Genomic DNA, 20996 nt, shown 5'->3' on the forward strand with positions numbered 1-20996 from the left:
TTGGATTGATTTTCATGACGCGTCGCATTACGCAACTCCTGATTGGCCTGTTCCTGTACGGAATCGGGATTGCGCTGATTGTGCGCGCGGAGATCGGCGTTGCGCCGTGGGATGTGCTGACGCAGGGCATCGACAATCACACCGGACTCGGCTTCGGATTGATCACGGTGCTGGTGAGCGGAGTCGTGCTGTTGTTCTGGATTCCGATCAGGCAGAAGCCGGGTGTGGGCACCGTGCTGAATGCGTTTCTGGTGGGGCCGAGCGCGGATGTCGGGCTGTGGCTGATACCGGAGGGCCTCGACCTGTGGCTCCGCATCATCCTGTTCGCGGCGGGTTTATTGATACTCGCGATTGCGACCGGCCTCTATATCGGGGCGCATTTCGGGCCGGGGCCGCGTGATGGCCTGATGACCGGGCTGCACAAGACGACCGGGCAGAAGATCTGGGTGGTGCGCACGGCGATCGAGGTCGTAGTGCTGGCGATCGGCTGGGCGCTCGGCGGCAACGTGGGCATCGGTACGGTGCTGTTCGCCGTGCTGGTGGGGCCGCTCTGCAACTGGACGATGCCGCTGTTCGCGATCAAGCGCCCTGCGTTCCCGATTGAGCCGTCCTCCCCGGTCGAACTCGCGCGAGAGGCGAAGCTGGAGGGTTCTGCAGCCCCCTCCGCTCCGATCATCGACTCACCGGCGAACTAGCCGTTCGCTACCGGTTGCGGTCGGCGTAGGCCTTCATCGCGTCGCGCACGAACTCGGCGCCGAATGGGCCACCATAGTTCGCAGCGAAGCGGTCGTCGGCCACGTACATCTCGCCGAGTCCGACGAAGTACTCCTTCGTCGGACCATGCGCTCCACCCTCCGGTGTACCCGGGATGCCGCGCAGCCAGTCGAAACGCCGCTGCGCAAGCGCCTGTGCCTCGTCGCCGTCTGGAGCAATGCCGCTTTGTGCAGCCTCGATCCAGTCGGTGCCGAGCTGCTTCTGCGTCTCGAGCCAAGCGGACTTCTCCTCCGCTGACATACCGCGCCACCAGGCATCGCTCTTCGCGTACGCGTCCTTGCCCCAACGCTCCTCGACCTCCTCCTTGTATTGGGTGTGGTCGAATCCGTCGAACATGTTCTCTGCCATCAGTTGTTCACCTCCTTCCATCGTCACAATCGTGTTCTCGACCGACTGGATCTGCCGGCCGAGCCGTTCCTGCTCCTGCTTCAGCCAGTTGAGATGACTGAGCAGCGCACGCCCTTCGTCTGCCTCGTGCTCGAGAACCTCGCCGATGGCGGGAAGCCCGAGCCCGAGTTCACGAAGCATCAGGATGCGCTGGAGGCGCACCAGCGCCCGCTCGTCGTAATAGCGGTAACCGTTGCTGCCGATCCGGCTGGGCTTCAGCAGGCCACGCTCGCCATAGTGGCGAAGCGTGCGACTGGTCGTGTTGGCCAGCCGCGCAATGTCCTGGATGGACCAGTCCATTAGGGCTCCTCTCGGCATCCGTTTGCGTGTGAATTACACGCTAGAGGTTGACGCTTCGTCAATGTCAAGCGCCATCCCGAACTTTCTACTTGCGCGAGGCACAAACGCGATATATCGTGTGTGCAGGCAGAACGCGATATATCTCGAAAACTCGACTTCCGCATCCGTTCACCGGATGCCAGGCACAAGGAGAAAGCACATGTCACACGAAAAGTGGCTGGTCACCCCCGGCCAGACCAAGGTCATCGACGTCGAGCTCGTGCGCCGGCTGAAGGTCGGCCTGATCGCCGGCAAGGTCGACGTGATTGGCCACGACGAACCAGGCGCCCGCGTCGAGGTGCACAGCGTGCACGGCAAAGACCTGCTGATCTCCATGGACGGCGACACCCTCGAGATCGACCACCCGCAACTGCGCTGGGACAACTTCATCGAGGTCTTCTCCTCGTTCCGCGGCAACGCGCGGGCCGACGTCAGCATCATGGTGCCGCGCGACGTGGCGATGAAATTCGGCGTCGTCTCAGCCGACGCACTCGTCTCCGGACTCACCAACGACGCCAAGCTGAGCACGGTGTCCGGCGACGTTGTCGTCGACGGCATCACCGGCGACCTCGACCTGAACGGCGTCAACGGCGAGTTCTCCATTCGCAACCACACCGGCGAGATCAACGCCCACACCGTCTCCGGAGACATCACCGCCAGCGGCACAATCCGTCGATTCAGCGTCGACGGCGTCGCGGGAAACATCTTCCTCGACATCCAGGGCGTCCCCGACCGCATCAACACCAACAGCGTCAGCGGCAACGTGACGGTGCGGCTCGCACCCGACGTCGCCATCCGCTACCGCATGAACACGGTCTCCGGCACCCTCCAGCTCGACGACCACACCGAGCGCGGCACGCTCGGCAAAGGCTACGACGGCAGCACCGGAGAACTCAGCGGCGCCTGGCTTGAACTCACGGCCCGCTCGGTGTCTGGCGACATCTCGGTGGTGCGACGCGCGAATGAGACGACGGATGCCGCGGCCGGCGCGCCCTCCGCCGGCGCAGCATCCGCAGACGCATCCGCCGGCACTTCTTCGGCCAGCACAGGCGAGGCCAACACGGGCGAGGCCTCAGAATGACGCCCCCGGTCTTTTCCCACGGAAGCCTTCGTCTCTATCTGCTGAGTCTGCTCGCCGAGCAGCCGCGGCACGGTTACGAGCTGATCCAGGCACTCAGCGAACGCTTCGGAGGAACATACAGCCCCAGCGCCGGCACGATCTACCCGCGTCTGGCGAAGCTGGAAGACGAGGGTCTCGTCACCAAGGTTGCCGACGGCCGCAAGACCGTCTATGAAATCACGGCCGCCGGACGCGCGGAACTCGAGGCCCGCCGCGCCGAGCTCGACGACATCGAGAGTGAGGTGACCGACTCGGTCAGGCGCCTGGCCGACGAGGTACGCTCTGGCGTGAATGCGGCTATGAAGAGCCTCAGGGCCGACCTGGCCTCAGCGGCGCGGCAGGCAAAGTCGGAGTCGAAGCGGGGATCCACGTCACAGGACGCCGGGCCGAACCTGCACGCCGAGTCCAATCGCGCCGTGCACGAGGCCGACATGGTGCTGAACGAGTTCCGTCAGCAGCTGCGCACTGATCTTCGCACCCACGCGTATCGTTCCGGGGTGCCTTCGGATCTGGTGCCGGAACTCCGCCGGCAGCTCGCCGACGTGCGCACCAGCATCCGTGCGGCCCTCGATCGGTAGTTGTCCCCGCTCTTCGCTCAAGCGGGGTCGGCGCCGGGATGCCGCACCATCGTGCGCTCCCCCGAGCGGTCGATCTCGTGCAGTGACATGAGGGAGCCACAGATGGGGCAGGTCGCAGCCGCCTTCGTCGCTGCCACTTCGGCTTCGGGAACATCGTCGTACGGACCGAGTGGCGGCGGGCCGATCCAGGGGAACAGAGTGCGGTTCAGCCAGTTGACGAATCCGCCTGGGCGCCGCGCCCCTCCCCCTCGTGCTTTCGTTCGTGCCATAATGATTAGTGTACTATCCAATTGACGAAAGAGAGATTCCGTGGCCGACGAGCAGATCAATGTTCTCAGCCTCGAGAACCAGGTCTGCTTCGCCCTGGCGATTGCCTCTCGCAGCGTCAACGCCATCTACCGGCCGATCCTTGAACCCTACGGCCTCACGCATCCGCAATACCTGGTGATGCTTGCACTCTGGGACCGCAGCCCGCGCTCGGTCAAGGATCTCGGCACGGAACTCCAGCTGGAGCCGGCGACCCTCTCCCCCCTTCTGAAACGGCTCGAATCCGCCGGTCTGGTCACGAGGGAACGCAGCAGGTCCGATGAGCGCGTGCTGCACATCTCGCTCAGCGAGACCGGCGTCGCCCTCCGCGCCGAAGCCGAAACGGTGCCGCCGCGCATCGTTGAAAAGCTCGGCATGAGCCTGGACGAGTTGACGGCGCTGCGCACGTCCCTCTGGCGCGTCATCGGCGCCGCACACCCCGCGGACTAGCCCCGGCCTAGCCCCGGCCTGACCCACACATGGCCCCGGCTTGGCCCCACGTTCCACGCCGCCGAAAACTCCCTGACCAGCGGGCTTGACTGCGGGCCGCAACGGAGTAGTGTCATCCCTCGTGACAAATGAGGGGAACACCCCCACACCAGAGAGTCGCTCTGCCAAACGCTGGATCATCGGCGACCCCCTCCCGAGCGAACAATTGGAAGGCCAGCTGCTCCCGAAGTCGCTCGCGCTTCCCATCTTCGCCAGCGACGCGCTGTCGAGCGTGGCATACGCTCCGCAAGAACTCTTGATGATCCTGACGATCGGCGGCCTCGCGTTCCTCAGCTTCGCGCCCTGGGTCGCCGCAGCTGTCGTGCTGCTGATGCTCGTCGTCGTCGCCTCGTATCGGCAGCTCATCAAGGCCTACCCGTCTGGCGGCGGCGACTACGAGGTCGCCTCCAAGAACCTGGGCGAGAAGGCCGGCCTCGTCGTGGCATCCGCTCTTCTCGTCGACTACGTGATGACGGTTGTCGTCTCGGTGGCCAGCGGCGTCGACAACATCATCTCCGCCCTCCCTGTTCTGGCGCCGTTCCGGGTGGAACTGGCCGTGTTCTTCGTCGTGCTGCTTGCCGCCGTCAACCTGCGCGGAGTGCGCGAATCGAGCAAGGCATTCGCCTTTCCCACCTACCTCTTCATCGCCAGCGTCTTTTTGATGGTCGTCGTCGGCCTTGTTCGCGTCGTCAACGGAGACGCGCCGATCGCGGAGTCGGCCGGGTTCGAGGTCGAGGCGCAGAACCTGGCGCAGACCGCGTTCATCCTGCTCCTGCTGCGTTCATTCGCGAGCGGATGCAGTGCGCTTACCGGCGTCGAGGCTGTCGCAAACGGTGTTCCGGCATTCCGTCGTCCGAAGGTCAAGAACGCCCAGCGAACGCTCGTACTCATGGGCGGCATCGCCGTCGTCATGTTCATCGGCCTCACCACGCTCGCCCTCGTTTCCGGCGTGCACTACGCGGAGAACCCCTGTGACCTGATCGGCTGGACCGACTGCGCCACCTCTCCCCAGCGCAGCCTCATCGCCCAGATCGCGGCTGCGACGTTCGGCAACAATTCGATCCTGTTCTTCGTGATCCAGGCTGCAACGGCGACCGTACTGCTTCTCGCCGGAAACACGGCGTTCAACGGGTTCCCGCTGCTGGGGTCGGTCCTGGCTCGAGACTCCTACGCCCCGAAGTCGCTGAACACCCGCGGCGACCGGTTGATCTACTCGAACGGCGTCATTCTGCTGGCCCTCGCCGCGTGCACCATCCTCGTGGTCTACCAGGCGAACCTGACGGTGCTGATCCAGCTCTACATCATCGGTGTCTTCGTGTCGTTCACCCTCGGCCAGACCGGGATGGTTCGCCACTGGCTCGGCCTCCTGAAACGCAATCCGCCGAACCGCGGTTCCATCATCCGGAGCCTGTCGATCAATGCCTTCGGCGCGATGCTCACCCTCGTTGTGCTCATCGTCGTCACCGTCACCAAGTTCACGCACGGGGCCTGGCTGGTGTTTGTGATGATGCCCGTGCTGTTCCTGCTGATGCTGGGTGTGAACCGCTACTACCGCGACGTGGCGAAGGAGATCGCCGTCGACCCGGTGACGGTGTTCGGCGCGCAGGGAGACCACGCCGTCGTGCTCGTCGGCAAGATGCAGAAGCCCACGCTCAAGGCCCTCGACTACGCGATCGCCGCTCGCCACGAAACGATCGAGGCCGTGCACGTGTCCATCGACGACGACGAGACCAAACAGCTCAAGAAAGCGTGGACGAAGCAGAACATCCAGGTGCCCCTGCGCATCGTCCGTTCCCCGTATCGCGACATCAGCTGGCCGCTCATCAACTACATCAAGGAGCATCGGGCGCATCACGGTCCAGAGGTAATCACGGTGTACACGCCGATCTATATCGTCGGGCACTGGTGGGAGGGCCTGCTGCACAATCACAAGGCCCGTCGCATCCGTCAAAAGCTCATGCTGGTGCACGGTGTCACAATTGCTCTTGTGCCCTGGCTGCTTGACTCCTCCGAATTGATCTACGGTCGCCGGTCGCGCCCGATTCCAGGCCAGGAGCGCCGCGGTGAGCCAGTGCGTCCGCGGCCGGTGCCCAGGAAGCCGCTTGCCCCTGCAAACACCGGTGCCGCGAAAACGGATGTCCCGAAGCCCGTTTCGGGTTCGCCAGGCAGTCCGCCGCCCATTTCACGACCGGCGTCCTCCCGTCGCCGGAAGCGGAAGTAGCCCGTGCGACTGGTGCTTGCCGTTTTCTGCGGCGGAATGGTCGGGACTGCCCTGCGATTCACCATCGACCTGGCCTTGCCACACTCAGACGCCCAGTTTCCCGTGAGCACGTTGCTGGCCAACACGCTTGGCGCCCTCGTTCTCGGCTGGCTCGTCGGCGGGCTGTGGACGCGCCCCGAGGTTCCGCAGTGGCTGAAGGTCGCCCTCGGGCCAGGCCTTCTCGGCGCCTTCACCACGTTTTCCGGCGTGATGGTGTCGTTGGTCGCACTCTCGACTGCCGACGCTGTAGGCCTCGCTTGGACCTATTTCGGCGCGACGATCGTGCTCGGCTTCGTTGCCGCGGCACTCGGCCTCTGGACCGGCGGCCGCATGGCACATCGCCTTCGTCGGGATGGTCTTCCGGATCTTGAGCTTCCGGATGACGGGCTCACCCAATGAGCGCCTGGGTAGCACTGAGCGTGGTTGCCTCTGGGGGCGCGGCAGCGGTCATCCGTTATCTGGTGTCGCGGGCGTTGCCTGTTCGGCCCGGCCATCTGCCGGCCGGAATCCTGATCGTCAACGTTGCCGGTGCGCTTCTCGGCGGGCTGGTGCTCGGCTTGGCTGAGCGAGCCGCGATCTCCGAGGACCTGCAGCTGATCATTCTGACGGGGGTCTGCGGTGGACTGACGACGTTCAGCACCTGGAGCGTCGAGACGCTCGAACTGCTGGACAACGGCCGGTGGCGAGCGGCGCTGCTCAATGTCGGGGTGACGCTGGTGCTCGGGATAGCCGCGTGCGCTGGTGCCTACCTGCTCGCCCGCTGAGCTGCGTTCACAGCTATAGCCCTACAACTGCGCCATCACCTGCCTGGCGATGATGCGGCCGGCCCGGCTGGCGCCGATGGTGCTCGCCTGGGGGCCATAGCCGGCGAGGAATATGCGAGGGTCGGTCCAGGATGCCCCGGCTCCGACGCTGACCCCGCCCGCCTTTTCGCGCAGCTTGAGTGGTGCCAGGTGACGAAGTTCTGGGCGGAATCCCGATGCCCAGATGATGGCGTCTGCCGGGGTGAATGAGCCATCGTCCCAGCGCACGCCGCCAGGCTCGATTGCTGTGAACATTGGGCGTGCCACGAGGATGCCCCGCTCGATGCCCGCGGAGATCCGGCGGCTGACCGGCACGCCTGTTCCACTCACGATGCTCGGGAGGGCGCGCCCGGTTCGCGCGGCTTCGTCCTGCATCGCGACCGCTGCCGAGGCGCCCTCAAGGTCGAGCTGTTCGGTGTGGATCCAGTCGATCGGCCGCCGCGCGGCCCAGGTGAGTTCAGCGGCGGCGCCCTCGAGTTCGAGCAGGAAGCCGATGGCGGAGGTGCCTCCACCCACCACGATGACCCGCTGGCCGGCGAACTCGTCGGCGGAGGGATAGCCGGCCGTGTGCACATGCCGGCCGGCGAATGTCTGCGCGCCAGGGTAGTACGGCACGAACGGTGCACCCCAGGTGCCGGTGGCGTTGACAATCAGACGCGCGACGGTTTCGCGGTCGCCGTAGTCGGGTGAGGTGGTGGCCACAACCAGATCGGCCCGGCGGTTGAACACCGACCTGACGGTGACCGGGCGCACCACCTTCAGGTCGAAGTGCTCCTCGTAGCGGCGGTAGTAGTCGGTGACCACTTCGCGCGCGGGCAATGAGCGGTCTGCCGTGTCGAAACTGACCCCGAGTTCCTTCATACCCGGCAGGTCGTTGACCCGGTGGGCGGTGCCGAGGCGCAGGGCCTCCCAGCGGTGTTGCCACGCTCCGCCGGCATCCGGACCCCGATCGAAGATGACAAAGTCGCGGCCAGGGACGAGCTCGAACCTGCGCAGATAGTAGGCCACAGACAGTCCGGCCTGACCGGAACCGATGATGACGACGGGCACTGTCGTGTCGCTCGCCATCACACCTCATCTCAACAGTTGCCGCTGTGAGCCACCTCGGCGAGTTACCTAGCCCACCATGCTAAACTAGCGGTTGGATTTCACTCTGTCTGTTCGGAATTTCCCGGGTTACTCATCGCTCACCCGGCCTGGCATCGTAAGGGGGTCACGCATGGGGCGCGGCCGTCAAAAAGCAAAGCACACCAAAGTTGCCCGGGAGTTGAAGTATTTCAGCCCCGACACCAACTACAACGCGCTCGAACGTGAGTTGACCGGTCATCCGGCGACCGACCCACGTGTCGATGAAGATGTCGCGAAGTGGCCGGAGTATGAGGCGCCAGACGCCAAGGAGACCGACGAGTACGTCGACACCTACGCGACGGAAGACGAGCAGAAGCGCGCGTAGCGTCTACCCGCCTGTCGTCTGTGCGCCGACAATCGCCGTTCACGCCCAGTGATGTCGCTATGTCGGCGACTCTCAGCAGTGCGAATGAGTTCTGGAGGCGTGGCATGAGTACTTTGACGAGAGTAATTTCATCCGCCGTCGACGTGAGCGATGATGCGTTGAGGGTGCGGCTCGCCGACGGGCGCGAAATTTCGGCTCCGCTCGCCTGGTTCCCGCGATTGAACACTGCGACCCAAGAACAGCGGAACAACTGGCGGCTCTTCGGCGCCGGTGAGGGTGTCCACTGGGCCGCTGTCGACGAGGATGTCTCCGTCTCAGGTCTGCTCCGCGCAAGTTGATATGGCGAACCGAAGCGCGTGCCACAGCGCACCACTGACGACAATCGCCGCTCACTCCGGGTGCGCATTGCCGGGAGTCGCCGTTCACGCCTCGTGATCGGCCTCGTTGAGGTGAACAAGGAGAACTGGTCGTTCGGCAACGGCGAAGTGTAATACGCGCAGTGAGCATTGCCTGACGCAACCAGGGTAGGGCATGGCCGATCGGGGTGAGAGTCTCCTCAAGACGCGCCCGACCGTCACCACGGGCTACTGACGCGACCCACTTGAGCCGTGAGAGACGTAATTCTGGGGGGCGGAGAGCCCGGCTTCCTCCCGGACCCGCCGGGCGAAGCGCTCCAGCGATTTCATGGCTGCTACGACGTCTGCCGGACGAACCTCGAATGGCATGTTGTGAATGGTTTCGCCTTCAACGGTGGCAGCAGCGGCAACCCGTTGCAGATCATCCGTGTCATCCACAGAGAGTCCGATCTCGGTGAGAGTGGTTGGCAATCCGACGCGGGTCGTGAATTCGACGAAATCGCGTATGTCGGATGTCGGCGCTCCCTCGAGGATCAACTGGGTCAGTGACCCGATATTCACCTTCTGCCCGTGGGCGAGCCCGTGCGTCTGGGCCGCTGCGGTCAATCCGTTGTGGATCGCGTGAGCCGCGGCGAGACCGCCGGACTCGAAGCCGAGACCCGACAGCAGCGTGTTGGCCTCGATGACCTTTTCGACGGCGGGTGTGACGACGTGGTCGCGGACAGCGTCGAGAGCGGGAAGAGCGTTTTCCCATAGCACCTCCCAGCTGAGCTTGGCGAGTGCCGTTCCCGTGAGAGTGGGTAGGCCGCCAGCCATGGTTGTGGAATGCGACCGTGAAGTCGCGCGAGCCTCCAGCCAGGTCGCGAGTGCATCGCCGACGCCAGCGGCGAGAAATGCGGCGGGCGCATTTGCCACGATCTGCGAGTCAACGAGAACGAGGTCGGGGTTTCTCGGAAAGAACCGATACTCCTCGAACGCACCATCCTCGGTGTATATGACCGCGAGTGCCGAGGTTGGCGCGTCGGTCGACGCCACGGATGGCACGGTGACCCAGCGGATGCCCGAAAGGAAGCCAGACGCCTTGACGGCGTCGATGGTGCTTCCGCCGCCGACTGCGACGACGACATCCGCATTCGCTTCGGCAATAACTCCCACGAGTCGGTCTATCTCAGCCGCTGATGGGATACCGTTGAAATTTTCGCGTGTGATTGGCAGCCCTGCAGCGCGTAGCGACGATTCCACATCGTGACCAACAAAACCCCAGACGATGTCGTCTGCGACGATCAGCGGGGTACTGCCGATCGGAGCGAGAAACTCACCGAGACGCGTGATCGCTCCCGGGCCCTGGACATACCTGCCTGGGCTGATCACGGAACGGATGGGTGTGGATTGAAACATTGTTCCTCCTAACGTCGTTGTCGGTCGCGACTGCCACGATCGCACGAAATCACTATAGACATCGATGTAGAAATGGTGGGATCGCTTTCTCGCCCAGCGATAAAATCGCGGCCTTTTCATTGCTCCTTCGAGGCAGCGAGGGCAGAATAGCTGCATGCGAACCGGAGAAGTTTTGTCGCTAGAACCAGGTGAGGGAATCGGAGAACAGCGCGGCGTCCTGCGTGGATCCGGGGTTGTCACGGTGGAGAAGACCCTCTCAATCCTCGAGATTGTCGCCGAGCGCGGAGGGGCTTCCGCCAAGGAAGTCTCTCAGGCCCTTGGTTATCCGCTTCCCACCGTTTACCGTCTTCTTCAATCGCTGGTGCAGAGCGATTATCTCATTCATCTTAAAGGTGAATGCCGATTCGAGCTCGGCTACAAACTCGACCGGCTCGGAGTCTCACTGCACCGGCAAATTGGTGTTCCGACGCCTGTTCGGGCGGAGATCGCCCGCCTTCACGAGACTGCACAGGCTGCCGGGTACTTCGCGGTCTATCGCGGGGCAGATGTCGTCGTCGCGTACGTAGTGGACAGTCCTGCGCATCCGCGTCTCATACCCCTCAACTTCGGCTTCCATGAAGCAGCGCACGCGACAGCCTTTGGGAAGATTCTGTTGGCCGGAATGAGCGCAGAACAGGTGGGACAGTATCTGGAGGTGCACGGGATGCCGAGGTTGACCGGTACCACGATCACGTCCAGAGAAGAACTGGATGCCGAACTCTCCGCGGTCGCCAGCCGTGGAATCGCGTGGGAACGCGAGGAGTTCGTTCCGGGTATGACCTGCGCCGCCAATGGTGTGCGAAACGGTGCAGGGATGATCGTTGGCTCTGTTGCGATTAGCGTGCCGAGCGGCCAGATTTCCGGAACGCGCGAACGAGAAATCGAGCGTATTCTGCGCGATGCATCGAACCATGTCAGCAAGTACTACCGTTCGGGACAGGTGCGCCGACCGTCGGCTGATACGGGCCGTGTCATGTAAATGACGAAGGTTCGACATCCCAGGATGCCAAACCTTCGTCGCGCAATTTGGGGAACGTTTACGTGGCTTCCCACCACGGTGCAATCACGGCACGGGCGAGCGTGTGCCCCGACATGTTGAATCCGAGGAATGAGGGGGTTGCTCCAACATCGAGTCCGAGAGACTCAACGTCCAAAGCGTGGACACCGATGAAATAGGTGTGTTTGCCGGTGCCGGCTGGAGGAGCAGCGCCAAGGTAACGGGCCATGCTGGCGTCATTCTTCAACTGGTGGGCTCCCGCGGGAAGGCCAGTTCCCGACTCATCGCCGACGCCGCTCTCAAGCGACGTCACGTTCGCCGGAATGTCCATTACTGCCCAGTGCCAAAACCCCGCGCCAGTGGGCGCCATCGGTTCATAGACGGTAACGGCGAAACTCTTCGTTTCCGGCGGAAATCCGCTCCAACTGAGCTGGGGACTCGTGTCCTCACCGCCAGCGCCGAAGATTCCACTGACCTGGGGCAGGGAGAATTCCTGTCCGTCAATCGCGTCAGTACTAGTCACGGTAAAGGCAGGAACCTTCTTGATCAGGTCATAGGGAGTTGTAGCCATAGTGTTATTCCTCAATCTTGTGTGTTGCCTGGTGGGAGATTAAAAGACTGCCTCGAGTGAGAGCCGACCCCTGTCAAACGGATCCGGCCACCTCAAGTCGCTCAGATTCCTCCCGTTTTCAGTTGATCTGCGATGTACTCGGACTGCCGTATGGCGAGGGCAACGATCGTGAGCGTGGGATTGGCTGCCGCACCGGTTGTGAATACGGACCCATCGCTAATGAACAGGTTTGGTACGTCGTGGGCGCGTCCCCATTTATCGACGACACCATCTTCGGGTCTCTCGCTCATTCGTGACGTGCCCATATTGTGCGTGGACGGATACGGGGGCGTGCGCTGCGCACCGACCGAACCCACAGCCTCGTACAGCAACTCTGCCTGGGTGTATCCGTGGTCTCGCATGGCGATGTCGTTGATATGGTCGTCGAAGTGCACGTTGGGAACGGGAAGACCGTTCTTATCGGACACCGTCGTGTTCAGCGTGACTCGATTGCTCTCTTGCGGCAGGTCTTCGCCGACGATCCAGAGCCCAGCCGTGTTGGCATACGCCTCGAGGATTGTGGTGAATCCCTGGCCCCACGCTCCGGGATCGCCAAAGCTGGCCAGGAAGGCTGGCCCGAGTGATAGTGTCTCCAGGTAGTAGCCACCAGCGAAGCCGCGGTCTGGATCATGCTTGGACTCGTCCGCGATCACTCCGGCCATGGTTTCACCACGGTGCATCCGCACCGGATCGTTAAACCTGGCGTAGACCGAACCCGTGGTGTGCCGCATGTAATTGCGGCCAACCTGGCCGGAAGAGTTGGCCAAGCCGTCAGGGAACATCGGGCTCGCGGATTGAAGCAACAGCCGGGGTGTCTCGATAGAGTTCGCAGCCACCGCGACGAGTTTGGCGGACTGTCGTTGCAGGTTGCCGTCTTTATCGAGATACAAGACGGCGTCTGCTCGTCCCGAGGCATCGTGGGTGATCTGCACCACATGACACTCGGGTCGTAGGTCGAGTAAGCCCGTCGCTTCCGCACGAGGGATTTCGCGCACCAGCGTCGACCACTTCGACTTGTTCTTGTCGCCCTGAAAGTTGAAGCCGTCCTGAACGGATGCCGGACGGCCGTCGTACTCTTCAGCGTTCGTCGCGTACGGGCCCGTCGCGTAAAACTTGTATCCAATGCGTTCCGCGCCGTTTGCGAAGACCTTGTAATTATTGTTCGCCGGTAGCGGCTTACGGCCGTGCACGTGCGTCGATCCCATCGCTACTTCGGCTTTGTCGTAGAAGGGTGCAAGCTCGGCGAGAGTGATCGGCCAGTCGAGGAGGTTGGCGCCGTCGATCCGACCGTAGGTGCTTCGCGCCGCGAACTCGTGAGCCTTAAACCGCGGTGTTGCACCGGACCAGTGCGTCGTCGTGCCACCGACCGCCTTCACGATCCAGGCAGGAAGGTTGGGGAAATCGCGAGCGATTCGCCAGGAACCTGAGGTGGTTCGTGGGTCGAGCCACGCCATCTGGTTGAATGCCTCCCACTCATCGTTGACATAGTCCTCGTTTCGCAGGTACGAACCCGCCTCCAGAACCACAACCGGAAGACCTCGGGCGGTCAGTTCGTAAGCAAGCGTTCCGCCCCCAGCTCCCGATCCAATGATGATTATCGCTGCGTCATCGTGCTCGATGTTGGTCACTTCTTCACCGCCGTCATGGTTGCGTCGCGTTTGCCGGGTTGATTGCTCGTGTCACGCTCTGATGCAGACGCGCTCTCGCCGCCGCGAACGGTTGCCACCGACACGTTTGTGGCAATTTCGATGAGTTGTTCCGGTCCGTCGTAGCTTTCGATTCGCGCTTCGGGAAGCCAGTCGAGATCGTTGAAGCCGCGGTTGACGTAGCCGCCTTTGTCGAAGCTCGGTCCTTCGAAGCCGAGGATCTCCCAGACGTCCTCGTTGTCATAAAGATTCAGTACGGTCGTCCGCCTGATGAAACCGAAGAACTCCGTGGTCTCGATTCGGCGCAGAACCTTGGTGGCGTCTTCATCGTTGAGGTCGCGGAAATCGCCTCCGGCCAGGTGGCCCAAAGTAAGGAGTCCTTGCGTCAGTGCGACGCGAAACCAGGTTGAGTTCTCTGCCTCTCGCAAGATCGTGTCTGCCGTGCGCTCGTAGGGACCATCGGGGAACGACGGGTGAGGAAACGCGACCCGGATAACACGGATGAGCACGCTGCGTGCCTCACCGGTCAACTCCGTCTCATTCAGTTGTGGATACTTGGCTGGAAAAGCCATTACTGAGCTCCTTTGCTCCATGTCGTCGTGGTGGTTGGTGATTGGTGTTCGTCCTCAGGGGACGAGGATTCCGCGACCGACGATCCGTCCGGCGTCCAAGTCTGCGATCGCGTCCAGGGCGGCATCAAGGGGATAGGTGGCGGTGTGAAGCGTGACTTTGCCTTGAGCCGTGAGCGTCATGAGCTCCACGAGGTCGTTGTAGGTTCCGACCAGGTTTCCGATGACGTTGATTTCGCGCGAAATGATCTCGATGGTGGGGATGTTGACGGCTCCGCCGTAGCCGATCACGTAGTGCGAGCCGCGATTGCGCAGAAGTCGCGGAGCCAGCAGCTCGGCACCGCGCTCCCCGACGAAGTCGAACACGACGTGTGCTCCACCGCTCGTAATCTCGAGCACCTCCTTCTCGACGACATCGTCGCTCGTCGAGAGCACGGTATGGTGCGCACCCAGTGTCTGAGCGAGTTCAAGTGCGGCCTCACTGCGGTCGACGACCGTTATGGTCGCACTCGTGATCGCAGCGAGTGCCTGGATACCGATGTGTCCGAGGCCACCGGCACCGACCACGACCGCGTGGGTCCCCGGGAACAGGACATCGGCGGCTTTACGCACCGCATGGTAAGCGGTGAGACCCGCGTCAGCCAGTGCGGCTACATCTTTCGGCTGCAGCCCGCCGTCCAGCCTGACCACCGCGCGCGCATTGGTCAGGAGCTGCTGAGCCATACCACCGTCAGCGTTGATTCCAGGAAAAGTCGCGTTCTCGCAGTGTGAGTCCTGACCCACTCTGCATGCCGGGCATAGACCACAACTAGTGAGCGGATGCATGATCACCGTGTCACCCGGTTTCACGTTATGGACGGCGCTGCCCACCTGGCGAACCCATCCGGCGTTCTCATGCCCAAGCGTGTACGGCAAATGAGGGTGTTGGATTGGATCCCACTGGCCTTCGATGATGTGAAGATCCGTACGGCACAAACCGGCTGCACCGACGTCAACGATGACATCCCACGGGCCGGTGACCTTGGGCTCCGACACATCTTCGATCTTCGGATTTTCCCCATAATGGTGCAGACGAACTGCCTTCACGTTTCCTCCCCGTCGAGGTCGCACAACATCACACTCGTGACGGGTTCTAGCTTGAATTATCTATCGACTTCACACTATGTCCCGTATCACGGAGTGAGAATTAGTTCGTCCGATCTGCTTTGTTGCTGTTCATCCGTCGTCTATGTGAGGGCTGATGCGCTGAGGTCCGGCTCTTCGAAGGGCGTGAGATTGCGCCACTCGTCTGGTCCCTTCCACTGGACCGAGCAGCAGGCGGCGTTACGTCGCGTACGAGCCGACGAGGCGCACCGCGCCGCCGTCGACGCCCTTGGCGCCCTGCTCGAAGCCCGCGAAATCGCGCGGCGTCGTCGAGACGGTGCCGGCGATCCAGGACGGGATGCCAGCCGAAGCCAGCCTGTCGATGACAGATGTCGCCGCCTCGGCTGCGACGACGGCGAACATGCCCACGCCGAGGTTCCAGGTTCCCTCAGAACTCTCGAGGGTCGAAGAGGCCATATCGCTCAGCACCCTGAACACACCGGGCGGCGACCACGTTGACCGCTCGACCTCCACCCACGAACCGACGGGCAGCACTCGCGCGAGGTTCGCCGCTATGCCACCGCCCGTGACATGACTCAGCGAGTGCACCGCTCCGTCGAACGCCGGGTCGTCGAGAACGGCGAGCAGCGGCGTCGTGTAGAGCCTGGTCGGCTCGAGCAGTACCTCGCCGACCACTCCGCCCAACTCGGCCGACGTGTCTGAGTAGCCGATCCCTCGTTGCGCGAGGATGTGGCGCACCAGAGAGAATCCGTTGGAGTGCAGTCCGGACGACGCCATCGCCACAACGACGTCACCGTGCCCCACCCGCTCGGCGCCGAGCACGCGGTCGGCTTCGACGACACCGGTTGCGGCGCCAGCCACGTCGTAGTCATCTGGCCCGAGAAGCCCCGGGTGTTCTGCAGTCTCGCCACCGACCAGCGCAGTGCCGGTCTCAGAGCAGGCGCGGGCGATGCCGGCCACGATCGACGCGATGCGCTCGGGCACGACCTTGCCGCAGGCGATGTAATCCGTCATGAACAGCGGCCTGGCGCCGACCACAACGATGTCGTCGACCACCATGCCGACCAGGTCTTGCCCGATGGTGTCGTGCTTGTCGATGGCCTGCGCGATGGCGACCTTCGTACCGACTCCGTCGGTAGAGGTGGCCAGCAAGGGCTTCCGGAACGAAGTCAGGAACGACACATCGTAGAGCCCGGCAAATCCGCCGACCCCGCCCTGCACCTGTGGCCCATGGGTGTTCGAGACCGCGGCCTTCATGAGCTCGACGGCGAGATCGCCCGCCGCGGTGTCGACTCCGGCGGCGGCGTATGACGCGTTGCTCATTCTTGTCTTCCCGGATCGCCGATGGGTACTTGACCGTGTGACGCGAGCACGGCTTCGCGAACCGAGGCCGGGTCGAGTACGACCTCGAGGTCGGCGTCTGGGCCTGGGTCGCATCCGTTCGATGCGGGCTCGCGCTCGAGCAGATTCTTGCCCAGGTGCTGCGACTCAGGCAGTGCGATCGGGTAGACACCGGTGAAGCACGCGGTACACAGGCTCTCGCGGGGCTGCTCTGTCGACGCGATCATGCCGTCTTCGGAGAGGTAGCCGAGCGAATCCGCGCCGATCGACTGGCGCACCTCATCGACCCCGAGGCCGGTGGCGATGAGCTCGGCGCGCGAGGCGAAGTCGATGCCGTAGAAACACGGCCAGGTGATGGGCGGGCTCGAGATGCGGACGTGTACCTCGGCCGCGCCGGCCTCGCGCAACATGCTGACCAGGGCGCGCTGGGTGTTGCCGCGCACGATCGAGTCGTCGACGACGATCAGCCGTTTGCCCTTGATGACTTCCTTGAGCGGGTTCAGTTTGAGCTTGATGCCGCGCTGGCGGATGGTCTGCGACGGCTGGATGAAGGTGCGGCCGACGTAGGAGTTCTTGACCAGGCCCTGGCCGAAGGGAATACCGGATGCCTGTGCGTAGCCGATGGCCGCCGGGGTTCCGGATTCGGGGGTGGGGATGACCAGGTCGGCTTCGACGGGATGCTCGGCAGCGAGTTTGCGACCCATCTCGACGCGTGCCTCGTGCACGCCCCGGCCGGCGATGGCGGTGTCGGGCCGAGCGAGGTACACGTACTCGAAGACGCAGCCGGCTCGCTTCACTTCGGCGAAACGCTGTGTGCGGAGTCCGTTCTCGTCGATGGCGATGAGTTCGCCTGGCTCGACCTCGCGCACGAAGCTGGCGCCGACGATGTCGAGTGCAGCGGTCTCAGAGGCGACCACCCAGCCGCGTTCGAGACGGCCGAGCACCAGCGGGCGGACACCCTGCGGGTCGCGGGCCGCGTAGAGGGTGCTCTCGTCCATGAACACCAGGCAGAACGCGCCGCGAAGCCTTGGCAGCACCTCCAGTGCGGTCGCTTCGAGGGTGTGGTCGAGGTCGCCGGTGAGCAGCGCCGTCAGAACCGCGGTGTCCGTGGTGTTGCCGCGTGCGAGTTCGCCGTCGGTCTGGGGATACCGCTCATGCACCAGCTGCATCAGCTCGGCCGTGTTCGTGAGGTTGCCGTTGTGTCCGAGCGCCACCGTGCCGCTGGAAGTGCGCCCGAGAGTCGGCTGCGCGTTCTGCCAACTGGACGACCCCGTCGTCGAATACCGGCAGTGCCCGACGGCGATGTGGCCGACGAGGGTGTTCAGCGCGGCCTCGTTGAAGACCTGGGAGACGAGTCCCATGTCTTTGTAGATGAGGATCTTGCTGCCGTCACTCGTCGCGATGCCAGCCGATTCCTGGCCACGGTGCTGGAGTGCGTAGAGGCCGAAGTAGCTGAGCTTCGCCACCTCTTCGCCCGGCGCCCAGACTCCGAAGACGCCACAGGCATCCTGCGGCCCCTTCTCACCCGGAATGAGATCGTGCCCGAGAAGTCCGTCGCCGGCCAAGCGCAGCCCCTTTACTCTGAGTCGGTGTTCGTCGTGTTGGTGCGGGATGGGGGAGAAACGGATACCGCGCCCGGTTCGCGTGCGCCGAGGGCGGGTGCTTCGGTCGATGGTGCGTCGGTGACCGGTGAATCGGTGACTCCCGTGGCGACGTTGGGCGGGGTCTGCGCGTGTGAACCGAGTCTATCCGCGACAACGGTCGACGCTGTGCGGCGACTGGCACGGTCGAGCGCGAGAGCGAGCAGGCAGCCGATGGCCACGCCGAACGCGACACCCGCGAGCAGCAGGAAGCCGAACACCTGGCCACGGTCGAACTCGGCGTTCGTCGGGAACGCGAATGTGAGGATGAGGGCGGCAATAGCTCCGGCGACAGCACCCACGATCATGAAGTGGAAGTAGCGCGGCGAGCGGCGCACCGTGACCGTCGTCTCGTCGAGCACGGTTTCGGTCGGCTCGGCGGTCTCGGTCGGCACGGCGGTCTCGGCGCCGGCCGGCGCTGCGCTGGTCGACTCTGCGCCCATTCGCTCTGGCTGCTCGGAGGAACTCACCTGAATATTGTCTCACGCGCGCCTGTGCCGCGGCCGTGCGTCAGACACACGCCAGTTAGACGCCGAAGCGCCCGGCGCGCAGGCTGATGCGCCGTGGCCAGATGGCGGCGCCACGGCCACCTCCCGCGTCGCGAATACAGCAAGAACAACCGTGAACCATGCAGTTCTCGATGTTGTGGACGACAGTTGGCCAGTTCCCGATGTTTTGACCACCGACCACCGACCGCTGCTTTCGCGCATCGATCCAAACGGATGCGAGACTGGGCGAGTGAACAGGATCGCCGTGCTCGGAAGCGCCAACATGGACCTCGTCGTACGGCAGCCTCGCCTGCCCCAACCGGGAGAGACGATCTTCGGGTCGACCTTCACCACGGTGCCAGGTGGCAAGGGACTCAACCAGGCGGTGGCCGCGGCCAGGCTGGAGGGAACCGTGGATTTCCTCGGCGCGGTCGGAGGCGACGCCTACGGAACCGAGCTCCGCGCGCTGATGGCGACCGAAGGCATCCGTACCGATGGTCTGGCGACGGCGGATGCCGCGCCGACCGGAACGGCGCATATTTCCGTCGTCGATTCCGGTGAGAATTCGATCGTTGTGGTGTCAGGCGCAAACGCGACCGTGACCTCCCTCAGCGAGGCGCAGCGGGAGACCATTGCCGCCTCAGCGTTCCTCGTCATGCAGTGTGAGCTGCCGGTATCTGTGCTGGTCGAAGGCATTGCTGCAGCAAAGGATGCCGGCACGTTCACCGTGCTGACGCCCGCACCGGTGATGCCGTTCCCCGACGGCTTTCTCGCATCGGTCGACCTGGTGGTTCCCAACCAGATCGAGGCGACCGAGCTGACAGGGGAAGACGATCCCGTCGCCGCCGCCGAACAGCTCAGCCGGGACGGCACCTGGGCGATCGTGACCCTCGGGTCGGAGGGATCCGTGGTCGCGCACGACGGCTCGGTTCTCGGACTGGCGCCTGCCAGGCCGGTCACAGCAGTGGACACCACGGCAGCGGGAGACACCTTCGTCGGGGCACTGGTAGCCAGGCTCGCCGCGAAGGACGCTCAGCCCGGAAAGCTCTCCGAAGCGGACATGATCGAGGCGGTGCGCTGGGCGACCGTGGCGTCATCCGTCGCCGTCACCCGCGCAGGGGCAACCAGCTCGATGCCGACGCTGGCCGAAGTCGAGGCGATTCTGGGCTGATCGGCCGGCCAGTCGGCCGGCGCGGTCGGCCGGTTGGCCTGGCGTCACGCCACCGGCGCGTTGGCGACGACCTCGTCGACCCGGATGACATCGAACGCCGTGGCCCAGTAGCCGTCCAGGAACAGGTACTCGCGGGCCGCACTCTCCTGGCCGCTGGTGTCGCTGAGCAGCACACCACCGTTGTGGTCGCTGATGGTGTATCCCTCTAGGGCCAGGCGGGCCTGCTGTTCCGCTGACTGTTCCGCGGTGATCGGAGAGTAGCCGAACAGCTCGCTCACTCGCGTTCCGTTCGTGACAGGGCAGAGCACGCCGCCATAGTCGGCGAAGAGAGCCAGCGAGTCGCCTTCGCCTCTGGTCTTGTCCACGTAGCCGTCGATGCCCGCCTGGTCGGGGAGGCCGAAGGAGCCAGCGTCGAACTCGGCCAGACTTTCGGCGTTCAGGAGGCCGGCGCAGTCGAGGAGCAGGGCCGGTCCCGGTGCGAGCTCAGTAGTGGTGGGTTGCGGCGTGGCGGTCGGCGTTGGCCTCGGAGTCGCCTCCGCGGTGCGGGTCGGGGTCGGCGTGCCGTCGGTCAGCGGAGCCGCAGTGCAGCCGGCAACAATGACCGAGACGGACAGCGCAAGTGCGGTCGCGGCCGCAATTCGGAAGCTCATGGTTCACACCGTAGCGGCGCGCGCCGTACCAGCAGGTGACCACGCCCGCGCAACACTGATCGTGATGGAAACATGCGTTTGGCGCGCCGTAACGCCGCTCGCCGCGTTCAGAGAATCGGCAGCTGCGCGGCCAGATCGGCGCGCTGCCCTGAGGCATGAATACGCCCGGTTGCGAGTCCGTCTGCCCATGCGAGGGTGCCGGTCGCGAGGGCGAGCCAGGTGGCGGCATCCGTTTCGACCACGTTCGGAGGGGTGCCACGCGTGTGGCGCGGCCCTTCGATGCACTGCACGGCGCCGAACGGCGGCACCCGCACCTCGACGGTGTTGCCTTCGGCGCGCTCGGCGAGCAACTGCAGGGTGTAGCGAACGGCGACGGCACGGATGTCTCTGGACGCATTCTCGGGGCCGGTCGCCCATTCGCGCACGGCGGCTGTTCCCGCCGCATCGTCGATTCTCGCTCGCGCCATGGCACCAGTCT

General features: G+C 64.0%; 25 protein-coding genes. 12 read left to right on the forward strand and 13 right to left on the reverse strand.

The genetic code is table 11. From position 1 onward, the window contains the following. Window positions 1-14: 14 nt before the first annotated feature. Window positions 15-695, forward strand: a complete 681-nt coding sequence (gene yczE, locus K323_RS23615; protein ID WP_022883502.1) for a membrane protein YczE — start codon at window positions 15-17, stop codon at window positions 693-695. 7 nt (window positions 696-702) lie between these two features. On the opposite strand, the gene K323_RS0101410 is transcribed toward yczE, so the two are convergent. After that, window positions 703-1461, reverse strand: coding sequence for a MerR family transcriptional regulator (locus K323_RS0101410; protein WP_022883503.1), 759 nt, complete (start codon window positions 1459-1461; stop codon window positions 703-705). A 199-nt stretch (window positions 1462-1660) separates the two neighbouring features. Between K323_RS0101410 and K323_RS23620 the strand changes: the two genes are divergently transcribed. Together K323_RS23620 and K323_RS0101420 are read left to right on the forward strand one after the other, a co-directional pair. Further along, window positions 1661-2581, forward strand: coding sequence for a DUF4097 family beta strand repeat-containing protein (locus K323_RS23620; RefSeq protein WP_022883504.1), 921 nt, complete (start codon window positions 1661-1663; stop codon window positions 2579-2581). Beyond that, window positions 2578-3198: a PadR family transcriptional regulator gene (locus tag K323_RS0101420; RefSeq protein WP_022883505.1), complete on the forward strand. Its 621-nt coding sequence runs from the start codon at window positions 2578-2580 to the stop codon at window positions 3196-3198. Before K323_RS23620 ends, K323_RS0101420 begins: the two co-directional genes overlap by 4 nt. Window positions 3199-3215: 17 nt before the next feature. Here the strand turns inward: K323_RS0101420 and K323_RS0101425 are convergent, their stop codons facing one another. Further along, a complete protein-coding gene (locus K323_RS0101425) occupies window positions 3216-3467 on the reverse strand; it encodes a hypothetical protein (RefSeq protein WP_022883506.1) in 252 nt (83 codons plus the stop codon). 40 nt (window positions 3468-3507) lie between these two features. Between K323_RS0101425 and K323_RS0101430 the strand changes: the two genes are divergently transcribed. The 4 genes from K323_RS0101430 to crcB all read left to right on the forward strand — a co-directional run bounded on the left by K323_RS0101430 (window position 3508) and on the right by crcB (window position 7017). Then, on the forward strand, window positions 3508-3954 hold the full coding sequence (locus K323_RS0101430; RefSeq protein ID WP_022883507.1) for a MarR family winged helix-turn-helix transcriptional regulator: 447 nt from the start codon (window positions 3508-3510) through the stop codon (window positions 3952-3954). A 109-nt stretch (window positions 3955-4063) separates the two neighbouring features. Then, entirely contained in the window at window positions 4064-6214 is a 2151-nt protein-coding gene (locus tag K323_RS23625) for an APC family permease (RefSeq protein WP_022883508.1), read from the forward strand. A gap of 3 nt (window positions 6215-6217) precedes the next feature. Further along, window positions 6218-6652, forward strand: coding sequence for a fluoride efflux transporter FluC (locus tag K323_RS23630; RefSeq protein WP_022883509.1), 435 nt, complete (start codon window positions 6218-6220; stop codon window positions 6650-6652). After that, entirely contained in the window at window positions 6649-7017 is a 369-nt protein-coding gene (crcB, locus tag K323_RS0101445; RefSeq protein WP_022883510.1) for a fluoride efflux transporter CrcB, read from the forward strand. The genes K323_RS23630 and crcB overlap by 4 nt, the downstream gene beginning before the upstream one ends. 21 nt (window positions 7018-7038) lie before the next feature. Here crcB and K323_RS0101450 read toward each other — a convergent pair whose 3' ends face one another. Next, window positions 7039-8124 carry an NAD(P)-binding domain-containing protein gene (locus tag K323_RS0101450; protein WP_022883511.1) on the reverse strand — a complete coding sequence of 362 codons (1086 nt, stop codon included), beginning with the start codon at window positions 8122-8124 and terminating at the stop codon, window positions 7039-7041. 151 nt (window positions 8125-8275) lie between these two features. Here K323_RS0101450 and K323_RS0101455 point away from each other — a divergent pair, with 151 nt between their 5' ends. The 3 genes from K323_RS0101455 to K323_RS30340 all read left to right on the forward strand — a co-directional run bounded on the left by K323_RS0101455 (window position 8276) and on the right by K323_RS30340 (window position 9000). Then, on the forward strand, window positions 8276-8509 hold the full coding sequence (locus K323_RS0101455; RefSeq protein ID WP_022883512.1) for a DUF3073 domain-containing protein: 234 nt from the start codon (window positions 8276-8278) through the stop codon (window positions 8507-8509). A 104-nt stretch (window positions 8510-8613) separates the two neighbouring features. Continuing rightward, window positions 8614-8847: a DUF2442 domain-containing protein gene (locus K323_RS0101460; protein ID WP_033372294.1), complete on the forward strand. Its 234-nt coding sequence runs from the start codon at window positions 8614-8616 to the stop codon at window positions 8845-8847. Window positions 8848-8865: 18 nt separating this feature from the next. Further along, complete coding sequence (locus K323_RS30340; RefSeq protein ID WP_022883514.1) at window positions 8866-9000, forward strand: tautomerase family protein; 135 nt, start codon at window positions 8866-8868, stop codon at window positions 8998-9000. Between the two features lie 93 nt (window positions 9001-9093). On the opposite strand, the gene K323_RS0101470 is transcribed toward K323_RS30340, so the two are convergent. Beyond that, window positions 9094-10263 (reverse strand): glycerol dehydrogenase, encoded by a 1170-nt coding sequence (locus tag K323_RS0101470; RefSeq protein ID WP_022883515.1) that lies wholly within the window; start codon window positions 10261-10263, stop codon window positions 9094-9096. 241 nt (window positions 10264-10504) lie between these two features. On the opposite strand from K323_RS0101470, the gene K323_RS23635 reads away from it, so the two are divergent. Next, entirely contained in the window at window positions 10505-11281 is a 777-nt protein-coding gene (locus K323_RS23635; protein ID WP_169515595.1) for an IclR family transcriptional regulator, read from the forward strand. Between the two features lie 58 nt (window positions 11282-11339). On the opposite strand, the gene K323_RS0101480 is transcribed toward K323_RS23635, so the two are convergent. From K323_RS0101480 to K323_RS30170, 7 genes are all read right to left on the reverse strand, one after another. Further along, window positions 11340-11870, reverse strand: a complete 531-nt coding sequence (locus tag K323_RS0101480) for a YbhB/YbcL family Raf kinase inhibitor-like protein (protein ID WP_022883517.1) — start codon at window positions 11868-11870, stop codon at window positions 11340-11342. Window positions 11871-11971: 101 nt separating this feature from the next. After that, the gene (locus K323_RS0101485; protein ID WP_022883518.1) at window positions 11972-13537 is read right to left on the reverse strand and encodes a GMC family oxidoreductase; all 1566 of its coding nucleotides are present in this window, start codon (window positions 13535-13537) and stop codon (window positions 11972-11974) included. Beyond that, window positions 13534-14127: a hypothetical protein gene (locus tag K323_RS0101490; protein WP_022883519.1), complete on the reverse strand. Its 594-nt coding sequence runs from the start codon at window positions 14125-14127 to the stop codon at window positions 13534-13536. Before K323_RS0101490 ends, K323_RS0101485 begins: the two co-directional genes overlap by 4 nt. Window positions 14128-14181: 54 nt before the next feature. Further along, the gene (locus tag K323_RS30345; RefSeq protein ID WP_342662994.1) at window positions 14182-15234 is read right to left on the reverse strand and encodes an NAD(P)-dependent alcohol dehydrogenase; all 1053 of its coding nucleotides are present in this window, start codon (window positions 15232-15234) and stop codon (window positions 14182-14184) included. Between the two features lie 213 nt (window positions 15235-15447). Beyond that, the gene (purM, locus tag K323_RS0101500; RefSeq protein ID WP_022883521.1) at window positions 15448-16551 is read right to left on the reverse strand and encodes a phosphoribosylformylglycinamidine cyclo-ligase; all 1104 of its coding nucleotides are present in this window, start codon (window positions 16549-16551) and stop codon (window positions 15448-15450) included. Then, a complete protein-coding gene (gene purF / locus K323_RS23640; protein WP_245570897.1) occupies window positions 16548-18140 on the reverse strand; it encodes an amidophosphoribosyltransferase in 1593 nt (530 codons plus the stop codon). Before purF ends, purM begins: the two co-directional genes overlap by 4 nt. Window positions 18141-18145: 5 nt before the next feature. Then, the gene (locus K323_RS30170; protein WP_211219808.1) at window positions 18146-18679 is read right to left on the reverse strand and encodes a hypothetical protein; all 534 of its coding nucleotides are present in this window, start codon (window positions 18677-18679) and stop codon (window positions 18146-18148) included. Between the two features lie 268 nt (window positions 18680-18947). Between K323_RS30170 and K323_RS0101515 the strand changes: the two genes are divergently transcribed. Further along, on the forward strand, window positions 18948-19868 hold the full coding sequence (locus tag K323_RS0101515; RefSeq protein WP_026851088.1) for a ribokinase: 921 nt from the start codon (window positions 18948-18950) through the stop codon (window positions 19866-19868). 44 nt (window positions 19869-19912) lie between these two features. On the opposite strand, the gene K323_RS28675 is transcribed toward K323_RS0101515, so the two are convergent. Both K323_RS28675 and K323_RS0101525 read right to left on the reverse strand, forming a co-directional pair. Further along, window positions 19913-20518, reverse strand: a complete 606-nt coding sequence (locus tag K323_RS28675; RefSeq protein WP_022883525.1) for a hypothetical protein — start codon at window positions 20516-20518, stop codon at window positions 19913-19915. A gap of 107 nt (window positions 20519-20625) precedes the next feature. Then, window positions 20626-20985 carry a sterol carrier family protein gene (locus K323_RS0101525; RefSeq protein ID WP_022883526.1) on the reverse strand — a complete coding sequence of 120 codons (360 nt, stop codon included), beginning with the start codon at window positions 20983-20985 and terminating at the stop codon, window positions 20626-20628. Between the last annotated feature and the right edge of the window lie 11 nt (window positions 20986-20996).

Source organism: Glaciibacter superstes DSM 21135, from assembly GCF_000421145.1.
Lineage (GTDB): Bacteria > Actinomycetota > Actinomycetes > Actinomycetales > Microbacteriaceae > Cryobacterium > Cryobacterium superstes.